General features: G+C 60.0%; 13 protein-coding genes. 7 read left to right on the top strand and 6 right to left on the bottom strand.

The window, feature by feature from the left end; genetic code table 11:
• Nucleotides 1-68 precede the first annotated feature (68 nt).
• Nucleotides 69-305, top strand: coding sequence for an FmdB family zinc ribbon protein (locus tag ACGHEN_RS05050; protein WP_138374693.1), 237 nt, complete (start codon nt 69-71; stop codon nt 303-305).
• A gap of 86 nt (nt 306-391) precedes the next feature.
• Here ACGHEN_RS05050 and ACGHEN_RS05045 read toward each other — a convergent pair whose 3' ends face one another.
• From ACGHEN_RS05045 to gltX, 6 genes are all read right to left on the bottom strand, one after another.
• Nucleotides 392-1,327: a hypothetical protein gene (locus ACGHEN_RS05045; RefSeq protein WP_390397715.1), complete on the bottom strand. Its 936-nt coding sequence runs from the start codon at nt 1,325-1,327 to the stop codon at nt 392-394.
• 184 nt (nt 1,328-1,511) lie between these two features.
• On the bottom strand, nt 1,512-2,912 hold the full coding sequence (locus tag ACGHEN_RS05040; protein WP_390397713.1) for an RsmB/NOP family class I SAM-dependent RNA methyltransferase: 1,401 nt from the start codon (nt 2,910-2,912) through the stop codon (nt 1,512-1,514).
• Nucleotides 2,909-3,829: a methionyl-tRNA formyltransferase gene (gene fmt / locus ACGHEN_RS05035; RefSeq protein WP_390397711.1), complete on the bottom strand. Its 921-nt coding sequence runs from the start codon at nt 3,827-3,829 to the stop codon at nt 2,909-2,911. The genes ACGHEN_RS05040 and fmt overlap by 4 nt, the downstream gene beginning before the upstream one ends.
• A 327-nt stretch (nt 3,830-4,156) precedes the next feature.
• Nucleotides 4,157-4,693 (bottom strand): peptide deformylase, encoded by a 537-nt coding sequence (def, locus tag ACGHEN_RS05030; RefSeq protein ID WP_117635192.1) that lies wholly within the window; start codon nt 4,691-4,693, stop codon nt 4,157-4,159.
• A gap of 18 nt (nt 4,694-4,711) precedes the next feature.
• Nucleotides 4,712-7,165 carry a primosomal protein N' gene (gene priA / locus ACGHEN_RS05025; RefSeq protein ID WP_390397710.1) on the bottom strand — a complete coding sequence of 818 codons (2,454 nt, stop codon included), beginning with the start codon at nt 7,163-7,165 and terminating at the stop codon, nt 4,712-4,714.
• Nucleotides 7,166-7,254: 89 nt separating this feature from the next.
• A complete protein-coding gene (gltX, locus tag ACGHEN_RS05020; RefSeq protein WP_390397708.1) occupies nt 7,255-8,730 on the bottom strand; it encodes a glutamate--tRNA ligase in 1,476 nt (491 codons plus the stop codon).
• Between the two features lie 266 nt (nt 8,731-8,996).
• On the opposite strand from gltX, the gene metK reads away from it, so the two are divergent.
• From metK to ACGHEN_RS04990, 6 genes are all read left to right on the top strand, one after another.
• Nucleotides 8,997-10,277, top strand: a complete 1,281-nt coding sequence (metK, locus tag ACGHEN_RS05015; protein ID WP_390397706.1) for a methionine adenosyltransferase — start codon at nt 8,997-8,999, stop codon at nt 10,275-10,277.
• Between the two features lie 312 nt (nt 10,278-10,589).
• Nucleotides 10,590-12,197 (top strand): L-serine ammonia-lyase, iron-sulfur-dependent, subunit alpha, encoded by a 1,608-nt coding sequence (gene sdaAA, locus ACGHEN_RS05010; protein ID WP_271807313.1) that lies wholly within the window; start codon nt 10,590-10,592, stop codon nt 12,195-12,197.
• A 149-nt stretch (nt 12,198-12,346) separates the two neighbouring features.
• Nucleotides 12,347-14,080 (top strand): L,D-transpeptidase, encoded by a 1,734-nt coding sequence (locus ACGHEN_RS05005; RefSeq protein ID WP_055310669.1) that lies wholly within the window; start codon nt 12,347-12,349, stop codon nt 14,078-14,080.
• A 132-nt stretch (nt 14,081-14,212) separates the two neighbouring features.
• Entirely contained in the window at nt 14,213-15,646 is a 1,434-nt protein-coding gene (locus ACGHEN_RS05000) for an efflux RND transporter periplasmic adaptor subunit (protein WP_390397703.1), read from the top strand.
• On the top strand, nt 15,646-16,419 hold the full coding sequence (locus ACGHEN_RS04995; RefSeq protein ID WP_271747118.1) for an ABC transporter ATP-binding protein: 774 nt from the start codon (nt 15,646-15,648) through the stop codon (nt 16,417-16,419). Before ACGHEN_RS05000 ends, ACGHEN_RS04995 begins: the two co-directional genes overlap by 1 nt.
• Nucleotides 16,416-17,630, top strand: a complete 1,215-nt coding sequence (locus tag ACGHEN_RS04990; RefSeq protein WP_390397701.1) for an ABC transporter permease — start codon at nt 16,416-16,418, stop codon at nt 17,628-17,630. The genes ACGHEN_RS04995 and ACGHEN_RS04990 overlap by 4 nt, the downstream gene beginning before the upstream one ends.
• Nucleotides 17,631-17,836: the final 206 nt, after the last annotated feature.

Here is a 17,836-nt window from a genome sequence, read left to right as displayed (position 1 = left end):
ACAGTTACAGCTGTTTGAATTTTTGCGGGCAGAGTGATCTGCCCGCTTTGTGCTGAAAAGGAAGTATTATGGCGCGCTACGATTACAAGTGCACGAGCTGCGGCAACGTGTTTGAGGTTGAGCATCCCATGACCGAGACGCCCGAGGTCGTATGCCCCAGCTGCGGTGCCCCGGCATCCAAGACGTTCTCGGCCAGCGGCATTAAGTTCGACGGCAGCGGTTTCTACAACACCGACCAGCGCAGTGGTGGCTCCAGCACCAGCGCCACTAGTGGCTGTTGCGCCAACTGCCCGCATAACCACTAGTGACAAGCGGCCCCGCGATCAACTCCGATCGCGGGGCCGCTTCTTTGCGCTATGGGTCGATAATTATTTTTAAAAATTAGTATATTTTAAAATCCGCCCATACCAGCAGAATAGGGATCGTCACAGGTACCATCGCTATACCAATGAGTAGACCCCACATAATTGCCATTTTCGTCATAAACATCCAGAGTTTTAATGACTACTTTACCGCCGCCGTTAGAGGAGCCTCCCGAATAGCCGCTTCCACCAGAATAATTATTACCGCTATAAGAATTGTTGGAATAATTATTTTGCTGAGAAGCCTGCTGCTGAGTCTGCGCCACTTCCTCTTGAGTCTTCGCCTCAGCCTCTGCTTTTGCCTTATTTACATCATCAATACGAGTTTGATAACGACTAATCTGTTCATTGATTTGATCAATGAACAGATTAGAATCCTTTTTGGCATCTTCAAAAATAAGCTTCTGATTATCTTTATTAGAAATATCATTAAGAAGACCATTGAGGCTATTAATATGCTGTTGGAGAGAGTCAGTATCTTCAGTAGAATTTACATCAAAATTAACATGGTCAGTTACAGAAGTATTCCACTCATTATTTTGAGCCTTACGGCAGCCTTTAATAATGGAATCGTATTTATTGAGCAACTTCGTCCAATCAGGGGAAGTGCCATCCGCATACTTAAAACTGTCATTAGAGATTTCTTTATTCAAAATCTCTTTATTATTTTGAGCATTTTTAATGGTATCAAGACGTTGCTCAAAAGTTAGTAGCCCAGGATCAACCTTAAAGGCAGCAACACTATCGCTAGCCTTTGAATACAAAACTTCAACCTGCTGATTATGTTCACTACATGCTTGTTTGTAATTGTAACCAGCATAACCACCGACACAACCAGCAATGAGCAAAGCAACAATACCGGCACCAATAATTACCCGCTTTTTAATCGAAGAATTCTCAACCTCTTCATTTTCCTGAGTATTATCTTCAGGATTGTCAATCTTGTCACTATTAAGATCGTTCATTTTAACCCCTCAATATTAAATCTGCGAGCGGTTCATGCATCCAGAAACTTACCAAACCCAACCGCTTACTTTCATACCCGATTTATTAATCCCAATTCCAGAAAAATCCTGAGTTGCGGTGAAATAAGGACTGTTTGGCGGGTAGAAGCCGCTATTCAATCCCTATTTCACCGCAACTTAGTAGTTACTTGTGGACTAGGCGGACGCAGAAGTGGCCGTCGTAGGAGTCGGCGTTTACGGGGACGCTTTGGAAAAGTCCACGGTCGTTTTGACGTACGGAGACGAGCTTCTTGGCTTGTTCAAAATCGGGTAGCTGCAGAATTTGGGCTTCGGAGAGCGGCGCCACGCTAAAGCCTACGCCCTCGGGAGAGGCCAGGAAGGCATCCACGACCTGAGTGTTCTCCTCAGCAAAAACCGAGCAGGTGGCATAGATAAGCTCACCGCCGGCAGCAACGCGCGCGGCGGCTTCCTTGAGCATCGTCAGCTGCAGTTTAGGAAGCTCAACCGTCACGTCCTTTTCGGTCAAGCGCCACGGAATCTCAGGATGACGGCGCATGGTGCCGGTACCCGAGCACGGGGCATCGATAAACACCGTATCGAACAGAACGGGTTTACCAAGCATCGCATCGAACGACATGAGGACCGTATCGAGCTCGCACGCATCACCCGAGACGGTACGAACGCCCTTGATACCAGCCTTATGCAGGCGCGCAAGATTCTGATCACACTTGCGATCGTGCAAATCGAGTGCAGTGTGCTGACGGTCGTAGCCGGCACGCTTAGCCTGGCACATCATCACATACGTCTTGGTACCACGACCGGCGCCAATCTCTAGGCAGCGCCCGGGACGAGTAGCCGCAGTAGCGATGAGCTGAGCGTTGAGGTCCGAGGCCACGGCCGCCGCGCGTTCAAACACACCCGACGCAACTGTGGCCTGTGCATCGACCGGCGCATGGCAACCCGGGAACACAGGCGCAACAAACTGCGAGATATACGGATCGGGCTTGGTCGCAAAGGCGTTCTCATGCAGGGCCAGCGGAGCGGGGGCCAGATTACCGGCAAAGCTAAGCGCGCCCTCCGGTGTGTCAAACGAAGCCATAATACGAGCGCACAGCCAACGCGGCAGACCCAACAGGCGCGACAGACGAACCAATCGGCGCTCGGACTCATCGGCATCCGCCGCAGTGGCAAAGTCCTCAACGTTGTCCGCGACCTTATGCAGCACGGCGTTCGCCAGACCGGCGGCCGACTTAGCGCCGCTACGAACCAGCTCAACACCCTGACTCACGGCAACGCGACCTGGGGTATGCAGGTAGAGCATCTCGAAGGCCGAGATTCGAAGCGCCATGCGAACGCGCGGCGCGACCTTTTTGGGCTTATCGAGAAACTGATCGAGCAGCTCATCCAAAATTCCCTGCGTGGCGGCAACACCGAGCGCCAAACGCGCGGCAAAAGCGGAATCGCGCTGGTCAATGGCCTTGGCGGAAGCACGGGAAGACAACACGTCGCGTGCGTATATACCGCGACGGTCGGCCTCCATCAGCACATCGAGCGCGAGCTTACGCGCGGGGGAAAGCTTGCTCATGACAAAGCACCCCACGTCAGATCGGCGCCCTGCAGGCCGGCAGCCCAGGCAGAAGCAGCCATAGCGCGCTTGCCATCGGGCTTAACCTCAAGCAGCTCGACCGCACCATCGGAAAGTCCCAGGTAGACACGCTTGCTCTTAACGGCAACAGCGCCCTCGCCAAGCGACACATCCGCCAGCGCAGCATCGAGCACGCGAACCGACTTACCGGCAATCACGCAGCGAGCGGGTGCAGTGTCGGACGAAGCCAACACGTGACGCACGCAATCGAGCGCCGCTATCTGCGGATCCAGACGCATCTCCTGCTTGGAAATCTTGGCAGCATGCGTGACGAGCGACTCATCCTGCTCGGTCCACACCGCTGTATCATCGGCAAGCGAGGGCAGCGTATCGGCCAGCAGCTTACCGCCCAGCTCGCCAAGCTCCATCGTCAGTGCCTCGGCATGCTTGCCGGCAACCGACGTGGAAGCCTGAGCACAATAAGCACCAGTATCCACGCCATGCCCAATGCGCATAATGGAAACGCCAGCAACCTCATCACCAGCAAGAATGGCACGCTGAATGGGAGCAGCCCCACGCCAACGAGGCAACAAGGACGCATGAACATTCACAATACCAAGCGGCGCCATATGCAGCACTTCATCAGGCAAAATGCAACCGTACGCGGCCACACAGAAAATATCAGCCCGCGCAGCCTGGAGAGTATCAACTACCTCAGGCGTCATACGATTAGCCTCAACAACCGGCAGGCCAAGCTCGAGCGCCTTGGCCTTAACAGGAGACGGCTCAAGCTTCTTACCACGCCCACGAACAGCATCAGGACGAGTAATGGCAAGCGCAATCTCATTCCCAGCCTCAACAAGCGAAGTCAGCGAAGGCACAGCAAAATCAGGCGTACCCATAAACACAATACGCATAAAGGACGTCTCCCCTCAACCAAAGCCGAGACGGCTACAAATAACAGCGGAAAGCCAATTACCAAGCCCATCCGCAATAACAATTCAACAAGAACAAATATACCCAAAAACAAAGAAAGAGCCGCATAAAAGCAGCCCTCCCAATAAAGCACCTATCAGCGAAGACGCCCCTCCCTGGCCCGACGGCACCCGGGCGAGACAAGCAGCGTCAACGTAGTCCCTGGGATGGGCCCACACATATCGTCCCGCGCGCAGTTTCGCAGCAAAGCGAGAATGTTTGAGCACGGGATGATATGTGTGGGCCCATCCCAGGGACGGACAATTAACCTATTCAGTCTCGCCCGGTCGAGCGCCGCGGGCCAGGGCGTCCTGGTACTCCTTGACTGCCTTGATCCTCTGCATCGGCTTCAGTCGCTCGAACATGGTGTTGCCGTGCAGGTGATCGATCTCGTGCTGCAGGCACACGCAGAACAGGTCGCCCGAAGCCTCATAGCGAATCAGGTTTGCGTCCAAGTCGTACGCCTCGACGACGACATGGTCGGGACGCTCGATTTCGCAGCTAATGCCAGGGATGGACAGGCAGCCCTCGCTAAACGGCACCAGATGGTCGCTCTGCTCAACAATGACAGGGTTGATGAGCACGTACGGGTCGTAGTCGTTCTTGTCGCTGTAGTCGCAGTCGATGGTGACGAGTTGAATAAGCTCGCCGATCTGCGGAGCAGCCAGGCCGCAACCGCCGTTGTCGAACATCATCTTCTTCATCTTCTCGGCAAGCGCCTCGATCGCCGGGGTGATCTCCTCGATCACGGCGCACTCCTGACGCAGGCGAGGGTCGGGCGACAGTACGATTCCGTTGGCTTCCATGGCCATCCTTTCGGGTTGTTACATCAAATCATAGGCATCGACGTCAACGCTCACGCTCACGCCGCGCACAGAGCCCACCTCTTTGAGGCAGGCGTCGATATCATCAGAGACATGGTACCCCACGGGCGACTTCACAAGCAGATGGAAGCGGTAACGGTCCTTGGCTCTCTCGATTACACACGAAGCCGGGCCCAGCACCTGCGGCACGGCACTCCCTGCCCGCAAAAAATCGGGCGCGGCGGCATGCCAGCGACGCTTAAGAAGCTTTGCAATGCGCCCAATGTAGTCCTGCGCGTCATCCGCGTTCGCCGACCACACCAAAATGTTGACCAGGCGCACAAAGGGCGGATACAGCGCGTCGCGCCGCTGGTCCAGATCGTAGTCGGTAAAGATAGAACGGTCGTGCTCGGCGACGGCGCGAATGACCGGATCCTCGGGCAGGTAGGTCTGGATGATCACCTCACCGGGACGATCGCCGCGACCGGCACGGCCGGCGACCTGCTCCAGTAAATCGTAGGCGCGCTCCCCTGCTCTAAAATCGGGCAGCTTTAACGCAAAGTCTGCATTGACCACGCCCACAAGCGTGACCTCGGGAAAGTCGAGGCCCTTGGCAATCATCTGGGTGCCCAGCAGCACCGCGCAATCGGCGGCATCGAACTGCTCGAGCAGCTTTTTGTGCGCATCCTTGCCGCGCGTGGAATCGGCATCCATGCGGATGATGGCGACGTCCTCGGGCAGCATCTGGTGCAGTGCGTCCTCGATCTGCTGCGTGCCCAGACCCATTTTTGCAAGGTAGCGACTACCACATTTGGGGCAACGACTCGTGGGCGCGGGATACGGCTGCACGCGCCAGGAGGATCCGCATGTGTGACATTGCAGCGTGTGCGTGCGCTCGTGATACGTAAGGGCGGTGGAGCAGTGGTTGCAGGTGGGGACGCAGCCGCACTCGCGGCACATCAGGAACGGCGCAAAGCCGCGGCGGTTATGCAGCAGCACGGCCTTCTCGCGCCGCTCTACAACGCGCTCCAGGCCTTCCATCAGCGGTTTAGAGAACATTGAGCGGCTGCCGTGCGAAAACTCGCGGCGCAGGTCGGCAATGCGAACCGTGGGCAGGACCGCGTGCCCCGGGCGTTCGGGCATCTCGACGCGCGTCCACGTGGCACCGCCGTACGTTCCGCGACGGCAGCGGTCGAGCGCTTCGGCAGAAGGCGTGGCCGAGCCCAGCACGAGTGGGCAGCGGTAGCGGCGCGCCATCTCGGCCGCCACCTCGCGAGCGTGGTAGCGCGGACTGGAGCCCTGCTTGTAACTAGTCTCGTGCTCCTCGTCGATGATGATGAGGCCCAAGTCGCTGAGCGGGCAAAAGAGCGCCGAGCGGGCGCCGACCACCACGCGGGCCGCACCGCTGGCGACCATATCCCACTGGTCGAGACGCTCGCCAGCAGAAAGACGCGAATGGAAGACCGCGACCGTCTCACCGAAGCGCGAGCGGAAGCGGCCGACGGTCTGGGCCGTCAGCGAGATCTCGGGCACGAGCACGCAGGCCGAGCGACCGGCCGCGAGCACACGCTCGATAGCGGAGAGGTAGACCTCGGTTTTACCGGATCCGGTGACGCCATCGACAAGGACCACGTCGCCGTGGGCGTCAAGGCGCGCGCGTTCAATCTGCGCGAGCGCCTGCTGCTGGCCGTCCGTGAGCGCGACCGGCGCCTTGCCGCTTGCCGAGGACAACGTGGTCTGCTCGCTGCAGCCACGCCAGGCGCGGCGCTCCTCCACCACCACGACGCCGCGTTTTTCGAGCGCCTTGATGGTCGCCGACATACTGTTGTAGAGCAGGTTGAGATCGCGCGTCGTGACCGGGCCGCACTGGAGCGCCTCGATGAGCTGACGCTGACGAACGGCGGTCTTGGGCGGCGTATAGTCGAAACCCTCAGGCGTGAGCATGACCCAGCGGTTTTGAATAGGCTTGACGGCTGGGCGCTCAACCGTCCACGCCCCGTCATCGCCCTTCACGACACGCGGGCTGCCGCCCGGAGGCAAAAACAGACGCAGGCATTCGGAAAGCGTCGCGACATACTCGCGGCTCATCCAACGCGCAATGCGGGCGGCCTCGGCGCCAAAGAGCGGTTTGCTGAGGATGGCCTCGACGGGCTTGATGCGCACTGGATCAAGGACGGTGTTTCCTTGCAGCTCGCCCAGCCCAGACGCAATGTCGACGATATAGCCAGCGGCCGCACGGTTTCCAAAATGAACTAGGACGGTGGAGCCGATCTGGGCCTCATTGGCAAGGGACTGCGGAATGCCGTAGGCAAAAGGCTCGGACAGCGCACGGGTGGGAATGTCCAGGACCACGCTCGCGTAGGCGGCAATGGGCTCTGGCGCAGGCTCAGGTTTGGCCTGCTCGGCCGTGCGGGCATGCTTCATGGGAGCTTGCTCCGGTTCGGGCGAACCAAACAGCGACAGTTGCTCGGCCATGGCGCCAGCACCTCCTATCCCATACGTCTACAGAAACAAGAGCCCCACTCGCGGTGAGCGGGGCTCGGATACATACGTTTGCGCAGCGATTACAGCGCCATCGTGCGGGCGCGGTCGATGCGCGCCAGGCAGTCGTCGCGGCCGACGAGCGCCATGGTCTCGCCCAGCGGAGGGCTCACCATGTTGCCGCAGACGGCGACGCGCACGGCCTGGAACACCACGCGCTTCTTGAGGTCCATCTGCTCGGGCAGCGGCTCAAGCGCGGCATCGATGGCCTCGGCCGTCCACTCGGTAACACCCTCGAGCGCGACCTTGGCGGCATCCAGGATGGCACTCATGCCTTCCTTGGCCAGCCCCTTGTTGACGGACTTCTCATCATACTCGAGCGTATCGGCCGTAGCGAAGATGGGAGCGGCGACGGTCACGGCGTCGGCCGGCATCTTGGTGCGCGGCTTGACGATGGCAGCGAGCGCGTCGATCCAGTCCTCGCCGTACTCGACGTTGCCCTCGATGAGGCCTGCCTCGTGCAGCTCGGGGACCATGATCTCGTTGGCAAACTGGGCATCGGTCATGCCGTTGATGTACTCAGCATTGACCCAGTCGAGCTTCTTGGGATCGAAGGTCGCCGGGTTCTTGGAGATGCGGTCGAGCGAGAACTTGCTGGCCAGGACATCACGCGGGATGATCGTGGTCTCGCCGTCGAGCGACCAGCCCAGCAGAGCCAGATAGTTGACGAAGGCATCGGACAGGTAACCGGCGTCGCGGTACTCCTCCACCGAGGTGGCGCCGTGGCGCTTGGAGAGCTTTTTGCCGTCGGCACCCAAGATCATGGAGATGTGGGCGAACGTAGGCACGGGCGCGCCGAGGGCCTCATAGACCATGACCTGACGCGGGGTGTTGGACAGGTGGTCGTCGCCGCGGATGACATGGGTGATCTTCATCATGGCGTCGTCGACGACGGTCGCGAAGTTATACGTGGGCGTGCCATCGGAGCGGAAGATGACAAAGTCGTCGAGCTCCTTGGCGTCGAAGGTCACCTCGCCGTGGACGGCGTCGTGGATGACGACGTCGCCGCGGTCCTCGGGCACCTTGATGCGCAGGACGTAGGACTCGCCGGCCTCGATGCGGCGGCGGGCCTCCTCGGGATCAAGATCGCGGCAGCGGCGCTGATAGCCCTGGAAGGGGTCCTTGCGCTCCTGAGCGGCCTTGCGATCGGCCTCGAGCTGCTCCTTGGTGCAGAAGCAGGGATAGGCCTTGCCCTCGTCCCAGAGCTGCTGGGCGGCCTGCTTGTACAGGTCCAGGCGCTCGGTCTGGGCATAGGGACCAAAGTCGCCGCCCACCTCGGGACCCTCGTCCCAGTCAAGACCCAGCCAACACATGGCACGCAGAATGATCTGCGTGTTCTCGTCGGTGGAACGGGTGGGGTCGGTGTCGTCGATGCGCAGGATGAACGTGCCGCCGTTTGCGCGGGCAAAAGCCCAGTTATAGATAGCGGTGCGGGCGCCGCCGATGTGCAGCTTGCCCGTCGGTGAGGGTGCAAAGCGGACGCGAACGTCTGATGCCATGGAAATCTCCTCGATTGCAGGATGGATGTCTAACCGCACCAGTATAAAGCAACAAAGCAACCTCCGCACAAAGGGCACCGACCCAGTCATTGGGGACAGACTTAAATGACCGCCCAATGAGCACCGACCTACTCATTTAAGTCTGTCCCCAATGAGTAGGTGCGGAAAGGGTGTGAATGTTGGATTTACGCGCTATGATGTCCCCTTGCATACAGAGCCCGGCGGAATGGTAACGGTCGCCGGGACGCGTTTTTGAAAGGACAATCATGTCAGAAGAGCTTCGTTCCATCCCACCCCAACACGGATCCTTTGTGTTTACGTCGGAGTCGGTGACCGAAGGTCATCCCGATAAGATCGCCGACCAGATCAGCGATGCCGTCCTCGACGCAATCCTTGCCAAAGAAATAGAGCTGCAGGAGCAGGGCTATATTGCGCCCAACGGCGTGCCCGCCAACGTGGAAAACGTCCGCTGCGCCTGCGAGACCCTCGTGACCACCGGCACCGTCATCGTTGCCGGCGAGATCCGCACCCAGGCCTACGTCGACGTGCAGGAAATTGCCCGTGGCGTTATCCGCCGCATTGGTTACAACCGTGCAAAGTTCGGTTTTGACTGCGATACCTGCGGCGTTATGAGCCTCATCCACGAGCAGTCGCCCGATATCGCCCAGGGTGTCGACGAGTCCTTCGAGACCCAGACCGGCGCTACCACCGACCCGATCGACCTGATCGGCGCTGGCGACCAGGGCATGATGTTCGGCTACGCCTCCAACGAGACCAAGACCCTCATGCCCATGCCGCACTACCTGGCAAGCCGCCTGGCCGAGCGCCTGTCCGCCGTGCGCCACGACGGTACCCTGCCCTATCTGCGCCCCGACGGCAAGACTCAGGTCACGGTGCGCTACGAGGACGGCAAGCCAGTCGAGGTCACGACCATCGTCATCTCCACGCAGCACGCTGCCGAAATTGAGGACATGGGCAAGATCAAGGACGACCTCATCGAGCACGTCATCACCCCCGTCATGGCTGCCGAGAACATGCCGTGGAACAACGCCGACATCTACGTGAACCCCACCGGTCGCTTTGTCGTGGGCGGCCCCATGGGCGACACGGGCCTCACCGGCCGCAAGATCATCGTCGACACCTACGGCGGTTACGGCCGTCACGGCGGCGGCGCCTTTAGCGGCAAGGACTGCACCAAGGTCGACCGTTCCGCCGCATACGCCGCGCGCTGGGTCGCCAAGAACGTGGTGGCTGCCGGCCTGGCCGACCGCTGCGAGGTCGAGCTGGCCTACGCCATCGGCGTGTCCAAGCCGCTGTCGATCATGGTCGACACCTTTGGCACCGCACATGTTGCCGAGGACAAGATCGTCGAGGCCGTGGAGAAGACCTTCGACCTGCGCCCGGGCGCCATCATCCGCGACCTGGACCTGCGTCGACCGATCTACGAGAAGACGGCAGCCTACGGTCACTTTGGCCGAGAAGACCCCGACTTCACCTGGGAAAAGACCGATCGAGTCAAAGAACTCAAAGCAGCCTGCGGCCTGTAAGCCAGCGGCAAAAGCTGCAGCCAAATAGAAACGCACCAAATAGAGGTACCGGCTCCAACCGGTACCTCTATTTTATTAATCCAGTGGTGAAGATGCTTCGATATGATCCTACGCTGCGTCACCAGCTAATGAATTTTGAAGCACACGCGCCTCTACCATGTATCCTTAGTTCCGAGGGCTTTGGTATTTGGTCGGTCGCGAGTTCCGCACGAGCCGGAGGCCACTTAATGTGGCCTCCGTGCGAGCCAGGACTGTAGAGCAGGCGACCAAATACCAAAGCCCTCGGAACGACGGGATAGAAAAGGAGCACCCATGGCAGGCAAGCCGCAAACACTAGCTACGACCTCGGCATTCGAGATCTTGGGCCCCGTCATGGTCGGCCCCAGCTCATCGCACACCGCCGGCGCCCTGCGGTGCGCCCAAGTTGCCGCCAGCCTGCTGGAAGGCCGCATCACCAAAGCCACCTTTGGCCTGTGGAACTCCTTCGCCCACACCTACCGCGGCCACGGCACCGATCGTGCGCTCGTCGCGGGCATCCTAGGCCTCGACACCGATGACGAGAATATCAAGCAGGCCTTCGACCTCGCTCGCGAGCAGGGCCTCGAATATCACTTTGACATCAAGGGCGACGACGCCTCCATCCACCCCAATACCGTCGACATTGACATGGTAGACGACACGGGCGCCACGGCACAGGTCCGCGGCGAGAGCCTGGGCGGCGGCAAGATGCGCATCAGCCGCATTAACGGCGTCGGCGTCGACATCTCGGGCATGTATTCCACGCTCTTCGTGGCGCACAAGGACGTCCCCGGCGTGCTCGCCGCGCTCACGAACCTGCTCGCCTACGCCCATGTAAACATCGCGTTTTGCCGTACCTACCGCACCGAGGTGGGCGGCCAGGCCTACTCCGTCTTTGAGACCGACGGCGCGCCCGACGACACCGTCGTCCCCATGCTACGCAAGCTCGACAATGTCGATTACGCAACGTTTATCGAGCTCCCCGGTTCTGCCTCGTCGCTCTCTCCCGGCGTCTCGGCCAAGGAGATCTTCGACGACGGTGAGCAGCTGCTCGATGCGTGCGAGGAACTGGGGCTCAGCATCGGCGCCGTTATGGCCGTGCGCGAGGCGCGCCTGACCGGCGAGGCGCACGCCGTCGCCGCCATGCGCCGCGTGCTCGACGTCATGCGCGAGGAGACCACGGCCCCCATCGCCAATCCGCAGCGTTCGCTCGGCGGGCTTATCGGCGGCGAGGCCAAGCTCGTCGAAGCCACCGGCCGCAACGATTTGAGTGCAAGCCTGATGGGCCCCGTTCAGACCGAAGCTGTGGCCCGCGCGATGGCCGTGCTCGAACGCTCCGCCACCATGGGCGTAATCGTCGCAGCTCCGACGGCAGGATCCGCGGGTGTTGTGCCCGGCTGCGTGCTGGCGCTCGCCGATCACCTTCAGCTCGACGACGAGCAAGTCATGGACGCGCTCTACTGCGCAGCCGCCATCGGCCTCAACCTCACCACGAGCGCCTGCGTTGCCGGCGCCGAGGGCGGCTGCCAAGCCGAGGTCGGAAGCGCCGCCGCCATGGCAGCCGCCGCGCTGGTGCAGATGCTCGGCGGCACGCCCGAGCAGGCGCTTGACGCCAGTTCCATCGCGCTGAGTAACCTGCTGGGCCTCGTTTGTGACCCCGTCGGTGGCCTCGTGGAGGTGCCCTGCCAAAACCGCAACGCCATCGGCGTAGCAGCGGCCTTTAGCTCGGCACAACTCGCCCTCGCAGGCATTAAGAGCCTGGTGCCGTTTGACCAGATGGCACATGTCATGCTCTCAGTGGGCCACGCGTTGCCGGCCACGCTGCGCGAGACGGCAAAGGGCGGCATCGCGCAGGCTCCGGCCGCACTTTCGGCCTGTGCAAAATGCGGTGTGTGCGGATAGCGGCAAAGAACGACTCAAAGGTGGGACAAATGTCCCACCTCTTTTGAATGCCACCGTTTCCGTACCACAAACAGCAGGGCAATCGCTATAATGCAAGCCCAGTAAAAACACGATGAACCGCAAGGCGAAAATCGAAGGATATGCATACGATGTCGCAAAACGATCGAACTCAACTGATTCCCGATCCGCAGCAGCCGAGCAGGCACACCGGCGGCGTTCAGTCGCCGCGTCCTATCGCGCCGAGCCACGGTCAGCAGCGTGGTGCGGCAAACGCTTCCCAACGCCCGAACCAACAGCGACAGCAGCGTCAACAACGTCAGCAGCGCCAGGCAAACGGCAATGCGCCCAAGCAGCCCCCCACGCACGCTCGAGGCGATCGCGGCCCCGCGCGCAAACCCGCCGAGAACAATAAGTCGGGCAAAAAGACGACGCTCTTTGTCATCCTGGGTCTAATCGTCATTGTCTATATCGTAGGCGTCGTAGCGTTTTCGCAGGTAGCCTACCCCAACACCACCATTGCCGGCGTCGACGTCTCCTTCTCCAACGCTTCGTCTGCCGCCACCAAGGTCAACTCGGCATGGAAGCACTATAAGCTCACCGTGACAGGCGATGACTTTAGCTGGACCTATCAGCCCGAGTCCGATGAGCCCATCGTCGACGGCGAAGCTGCCGCAAAAGAAATCATCAGCCACAACGAAGCCTTTATTTGGCCGGTCCGCCTTGTGGAATCCTTAAGCGGCAAGACCAAAACAACCGCTACCTCCAACGAAGTCGATCTTGATCAAGACGTCGACCTGTCCATGCTCTCCGACGCCTTTGACCAAAAGAAGTTTGAGGAGGACCTGGGCGCCGCTATCGACGAGTTTAACGAGGGCCGTTCGGGCACGTTCGAGGCCAATAGCTCCTATGACGAGCAGGCCGGCAAGTTTACCGTCGAGAAGGCGCGCTCCAACGAGAAAATCAACCGCGAGCATGTCATTAAGTATGCCGAGCTCGAGCTTGCCTCGCTGGCCGAGTCCGTAGATCTTTCCAAGCTCGGCAACGATGCCTATGAGCCGCTCAATGGAACGCTGACCGATGATCAGATTCAGGCCGCATGCGATGCCGCCAACAACTTCCTGGGCGTCAACGTGACCCTCAAGCTCAACGGCGAGGATGCCGGCAAGGTTGATGGCAGCTCCGTATTGCAGTGGATCAGCTTTGCCGATCCCGCCAACCCAACGCTCGATACGTCGCAGATCAGCAACTGGGCAGCCGAACTCGCCAACGGCTTTAATACCGTGGGCTCCACTCGCTGGTGGACGCGCGCCGATGGCAAGCAGTGCGCCGTCGAAGGCGGCGACTTTGGTTGGTCCATCGACAGCAGCTCGCTCGCCAAGCAGGTCGAGGACGCCATTAACAACAAGCAGACCGGCGAAATCGAGATCAAGTACTCCCAGAAGGCCGACACCTTTACCGCAAAGGGAGAGCCCGACTGGAAGGCGTATATCGACGTCGACTTGTCCGAACAGCACGCGCGCTACTATGACGAGAGCGGAAATATCGTTTGGGAGGCCAACTTTATCTCGGGCAAGCCGGGCGAGGACGCCACGCCCGAGGGCGTCTGGCAGATCAACAGCAACGACGGCGGCAGCACCCTGATCGGAGCCAAGGACCCCAAGACCGGTAAGCCCAAATACGAGAGCCCGGTGAGCTACTGGATGCCTTTTGAGGGCAACATGATCGGCTTCCACGATGCCACCTGGCAAAACGACAAGAGCTTCGATAATGCCGAGTCGTACAAGTGGTGCGGCAGCCACGGTTGCATCAACCTGCGCCTGGCAGACGCCAAGGCACTTCACGACTGCATCAAAGTCGGCCTGTGCGTGGTTGTCCACTCGTAGTGCAACGCGCACATTCCTACAACATGGAGCTGCTGCGACCAATCTAACAGTTCCGAAAGAAACCGTCCCATGCGCCCGCCCCAACCGGTGGGCGCATATACTTATCGAGGTACTTTCTATAAAGGAGACGCTATGCCGAATGTCCCCACGACCACCCCGGGCCCGGATGATACCGAGCACACGCCCGAAGATGTCACCGAAACGATTCCTCTGATTACAAACGTACATGCCGATAAGCAGAGCGGACGCGCGAACGATGCGACCGAGATTTCCGATGAAGAGGCATATGCCAAGCTCAAGGCAAAACGTGCCGAACGTCGACGCAAAAAGCTCATCCGACGCGGTATTGCCGCCGGCGTCGTGGGTACCATCGCACTCATTGCCATTGTCGCAACCCTGGTTATCAATGCTCAGCCACAGGGCGCTAGTGGGCCTGTGACCGACATGGTGACCGAGGGTCCGTTTACCACAACGGTCGAGGCGAAAGGCCAGCTCAAACCCATTTCGTCCTCAGTGGTCTCCCCTTCTGTCGACGGCACAGTCGATTCGATCAACGTGCAGGCAGGCCAATCCGTCAACGAGGGCGACATGCTTATGACCATTAAAAACGACGAGCTCGATCGCAACGTTGCCGAGGCGCAGCGTGCAGTTGCAGCCGCTCAGGAAGACCTCGCCAACGCGCAGAAAGCCGCAGCTGCCGCGCAGGCCACCCCAACGACGGACGTCGAGGGAGCTTCCGCAGCGGCTGGCGTCTCTGACGCATCAGCGGACACGAACGCCGTATCGGCCGCGCAGCGCAGCCTCGCTTCGGCCCAGGCAAACCTAGACCAGGCGAACGCCAAGGCCGCCAGTCGCACGGTCACGGCCCCGAGCTCGGGTAGCATCGTGGAGCTTAACGCCAAGGTGGGCGCAACGGTAACAGGCGGCATGATCATGGGCGAAAGCGATACGAGCGGCGGCAAGCAGTGCATGCAGATCGCCGACCTATCCAAGATGAAGGTGACCGTGCAGGTGGGCGAAAAGGACATCGCCAAGATCGCCGTTGGGCAGAGCGCCAACGTCACGTATCCCGCGTTTCCCGATATCGTGAGCCAGGGAACCGTCACGGCTATCGCGTCGGTGGCAAACTCCGACGCCGCCAACGGCGGCGGCAGCGTGACCTTTAACGTCGACATCCTCATCGAGGCGCCCGACGCGCGCCTGAAGCCGGGCATGACGGCCGAGGTCTCGGTGGTGACCGAGCAGCTCGACGACGTGGTGATGGTGCCGACGATGGCGCTCATGACCGAAGACGGCGAACACTATTACGTCAACGTGGCAACCGATGACGAGGGCAAGCAAACCCGCCGCGTCAAGGTGACCGTCGTGACGCAAAACGACAACGAAACCGTAGTCGGCAAGACACAGGTCAAGCGCGACGACCAGGGCAACGAGATCAACCCCAACGTGCCGGTTACCAAGCTGAGCGATGGTGACACCCTCGTCATGGACACCGGAGCGGACGCAACGGCTGACGGCGGCTACAGCGCGGATTCGGGCAGTATGTCTGCCGATGAGGACATGTAATGCGTCCCGTTATCGACATCCGCAACGTGCACCGCATCTTTGAGAGCGAGGCAGGTTGCGCCCACATCCTGCACAACGTGAGCCTAGCGGTAAATCCCGGCGAATTCGTCGCTATCACTGGCCCCTCGGGTTCGGGCAAATCAACGCTCATGAACATCCTAGGCTGCCTGGATAAGCCAACGGCAGGCGACTACTACCTGCAAGGGGTCAACGTGGCCGAGCTCGATGATGACGAGCTCACCGAAGTTCGCGCCCTGAGCATTGGCTTTGTCTTTCAGAGCTTCAACCTGCTGCCGCGCCTGTCGGTTATCGAAAACGTCATGCTGCCGCTGGCCTACACCAATGTGCCCCGTAGCCAGCGCGAAATGCGCGCCGTGCACGCGCTGCAGGCCGTCACGCTGCCCGTCGACCACTGGGACCACCGCATATCCGAGCTCTCGGGCGGCCAGATGCAGCGTGTCGCCATCGCACGCGCCCTCGTCAATGACCCGCCCATCATTCTGGCCGACGAGCCGACGGGAAACCTTGACTCCGCCACCGGAGCGCTTGTGATGGAGACCTTCCATAGACTTCAGGAGCGCGGCAAAACCATCGTGCTTATCACACATGACCCCGGCATCGCCGCCGAGGCCGACCGTGCCGTGACCATCCGCGACGGTCGCATTCACGACGGCGCGTATATTCCACATGCACCGCGGACCCTACGCAGCGCTGTAGATAGCCTGCCCATGATTTCCGCCTCCGCCAACCCGCCGAAAGGAGTGGTGGCATGAGCGCCCGCGATCTCATCCAGGAAGCCCTTCACTCGCTCGAAGCCAACAAGGGGCGCAGCCTGCTCACCATCCTGGGCATTGTCATCGGCATCGCCTCGGTTATCGCCATGACTTCGCTCATCGGCGGTATCCAAAACAGCTTGGTCAACAGCCTGGGCCTCAATGCGGCACGCATGGTGCAAATCTATTCGTCGCAAGAACTCACCGAGTCGGACATCGAGAAGCTTCAAAAACTGGTGCCGCAGATAGAGCAGATCGGCATTGTCGACAGCGCGTATACCGAGTATAAGACCGGCGATAAAAACTATACCGTCATGGCACAAGGTGTCGATAGCGACATGCTCGACGCGGTGGGGGCCAGCAAGCTCGTTGCGGGGCGCACCTATTCCCAGGCCGAGTCCCAGTCAGGCTCGCGCGTGGCGCTCATCAGCCGCAACGGCGCCGATCAGCTTTACGGCAACGAACAGGATGCGCTGGGGAAAACCATCAAGGTGTCCAACGGCGAGGTGCAGATTGTAGGCGTGATAGATGGTGGCAGCGACTCCATGGGCTCGCTCACGCTGTATATGCCACGCGAAACCATCTCCGGCCTGTTTGGTGACGAGAATCCTTCATTCCCCAGCGTGACGGCACTTGCCGCCGAGGGCACGGACATGGATGAGCTTTGTAAGACCATCGAGTCAAAGGTGCGCGCGATGAAGGGCATCGAGGAGGAGGATGGGTACGACAGTGTATCGGCGACATCCATGAAAAGCGCCATCGATGCGCTCAACTCCTTTATGGGCGCGTTCTCGCTCATCATGGGTGCTGTCGCCAGCATCTCGCTGCTTGTCGGCGGTATCGGCATTATGAATATGATGCTTACCAACGTAACGGAGCGCATCCGCGAGATCGGCATCCGCCGCGCTCTGGGCGCAAGTCGTCGCGATATCACCGCGCAGTTTTTGGCCGAATCCTCGGCGCTGTGCGTCACCGGCGGACTGCTAGGTGTCCTGATTGGCTATCTGCTGGCATGGGGCCTCGCGATGTTTGCCTCCGGATCCGGGATTCTTGGCGAGCTCGGTGCCAGCGGGCAAATCACACCGAGTTTTTCAATCGCCACGGTGATGCTGGCCTTCGCCGTCTCCGTCGGCATCGGCGTGATATTTGGCTTCTACCCCGCTCGCCGCGCGGCGAAGCTCGACCCGGTGGAGTGCCTACGCTACCAGTAAGCCACCACCAACAAGTTGCGGTGAATTAGGGACTAAATATGCTATCTAGCTTCAAAAACAGACACTATTTCACCGCAACTTATTGAAGGGCTGCTTGCGCCAGTTCCGGGCGTCGTCCTCGAGCTATTGGCGGATGACGGGCTTGTACGAGTCGAGCTTGCTCGGGGCGCTCCTCTTCGCGGGCGGGAGGGCGCGCAGGCGCGGCG

The organism is Collinsella sp. i06-0019-1H4 (genome assembly GCF_042849575.1).
GTDB lineage: Bacteria > Actinomycetota > Coriobacteriia > Coriobacteriales > Coriobacteriaceae > Collinsella.
This window is presented reverse-complemented; position numbering and strand designations above follow the sequence as displayed.

Excerpts from the sequence above, each read along its gene's own strand:
- ACGHEN_RS05050 (WP_138374693.1), top strand. The coding sequence starts at position 69 with ATGGCGCGCTACGATTACAAGTGCACGAGCTGCGGCAACGTGTTTGAG.
- ACGHEN_RS05045 (WP_390397715.1), bottom strand. The coding sequence starts at position 1,327 with ATGAACGATCTTAATAGTGACAAGATTGACAATCCTGAAGATAATACT.
- ACGHEN_RS05040 (WP_390397713.1), bottom strand. The coding sequence starts at position 2,912 with ATGAGCAAGCTTTCCCCCGCGCGTAAGCTCGCGCTCGATGTGCTGATG.
- fmt (WP_390397711.1), bottom strand. The coding sequence starts at position 3,829 with ATGCGTATTGTGTTTATGGGTACGCCTGATTTTGCTGTGCCTTCGCTG.
- def (WP_117635192.1), bottom strand. The coding sequence starts at position 4,693 with ATGGAAGCCAACGGAATCGTACTGTCGCCCGACCCTCGCCTGCGTCAG.
- priA (WP_390397710.1), bottom strand. The coding sequence starts at position 7,165 with ATGGCCGAGCAACTGTCGCTGTTTGGTTCGCCCGAACCGGAGCAAGCT.
- gltX (WP_390397708.1), bottom strand. The coding sequence starts at position 8,730 with ATGGCATCAGACGTTCGCGTCCGCTTTGCACCCTCACCGACGGGCAAG.
- metK (WP_390397706.1), top strand. The coding sequence starts at position 8,997 with ATGTCAGAAGAGCTTCGTTCCATCCCACCCCAACACGGATCCTTTGTG.
- sdaAA (WP_271807313.1), top strand. The coding sequence starts at position 10,590 with ATGGCAGGCAAGCCGCAAACACTAGCTACGACCTCGGCATTCGAGATC.
- ACGHEN_RS05005 (WP_055310669.1), top strand. The coding sequence starts at position 12,347 with ATGTCGCAAAACGATCGAACTCAACTGATTCCCGATCCGCAGCAGCCG.
- ACGHEN_RS05000 (WP_390397703.1), top strand. The coding sequence starts at position 14,213 with ATGCCGAATGTCCCCACGACCACCCCGGGCCCGGATGATACCGAGCAC.
- ACGHEN_RS04995 (WP_271747118.1), top strand. The coding sequence starts at position 15,646 with ATGCGTCCCGTTATCGACATCCGCAACGTGCACCGCATCTTTGAGAGC.
- ACGHEN_RS04990 (WP_390397701.1), top strand. The coding sequence starts at position 16,416 with ATGAGCGCCCGCGATCTCATCCAGGAAGCCCTTCACTCGCTCGAAGCC.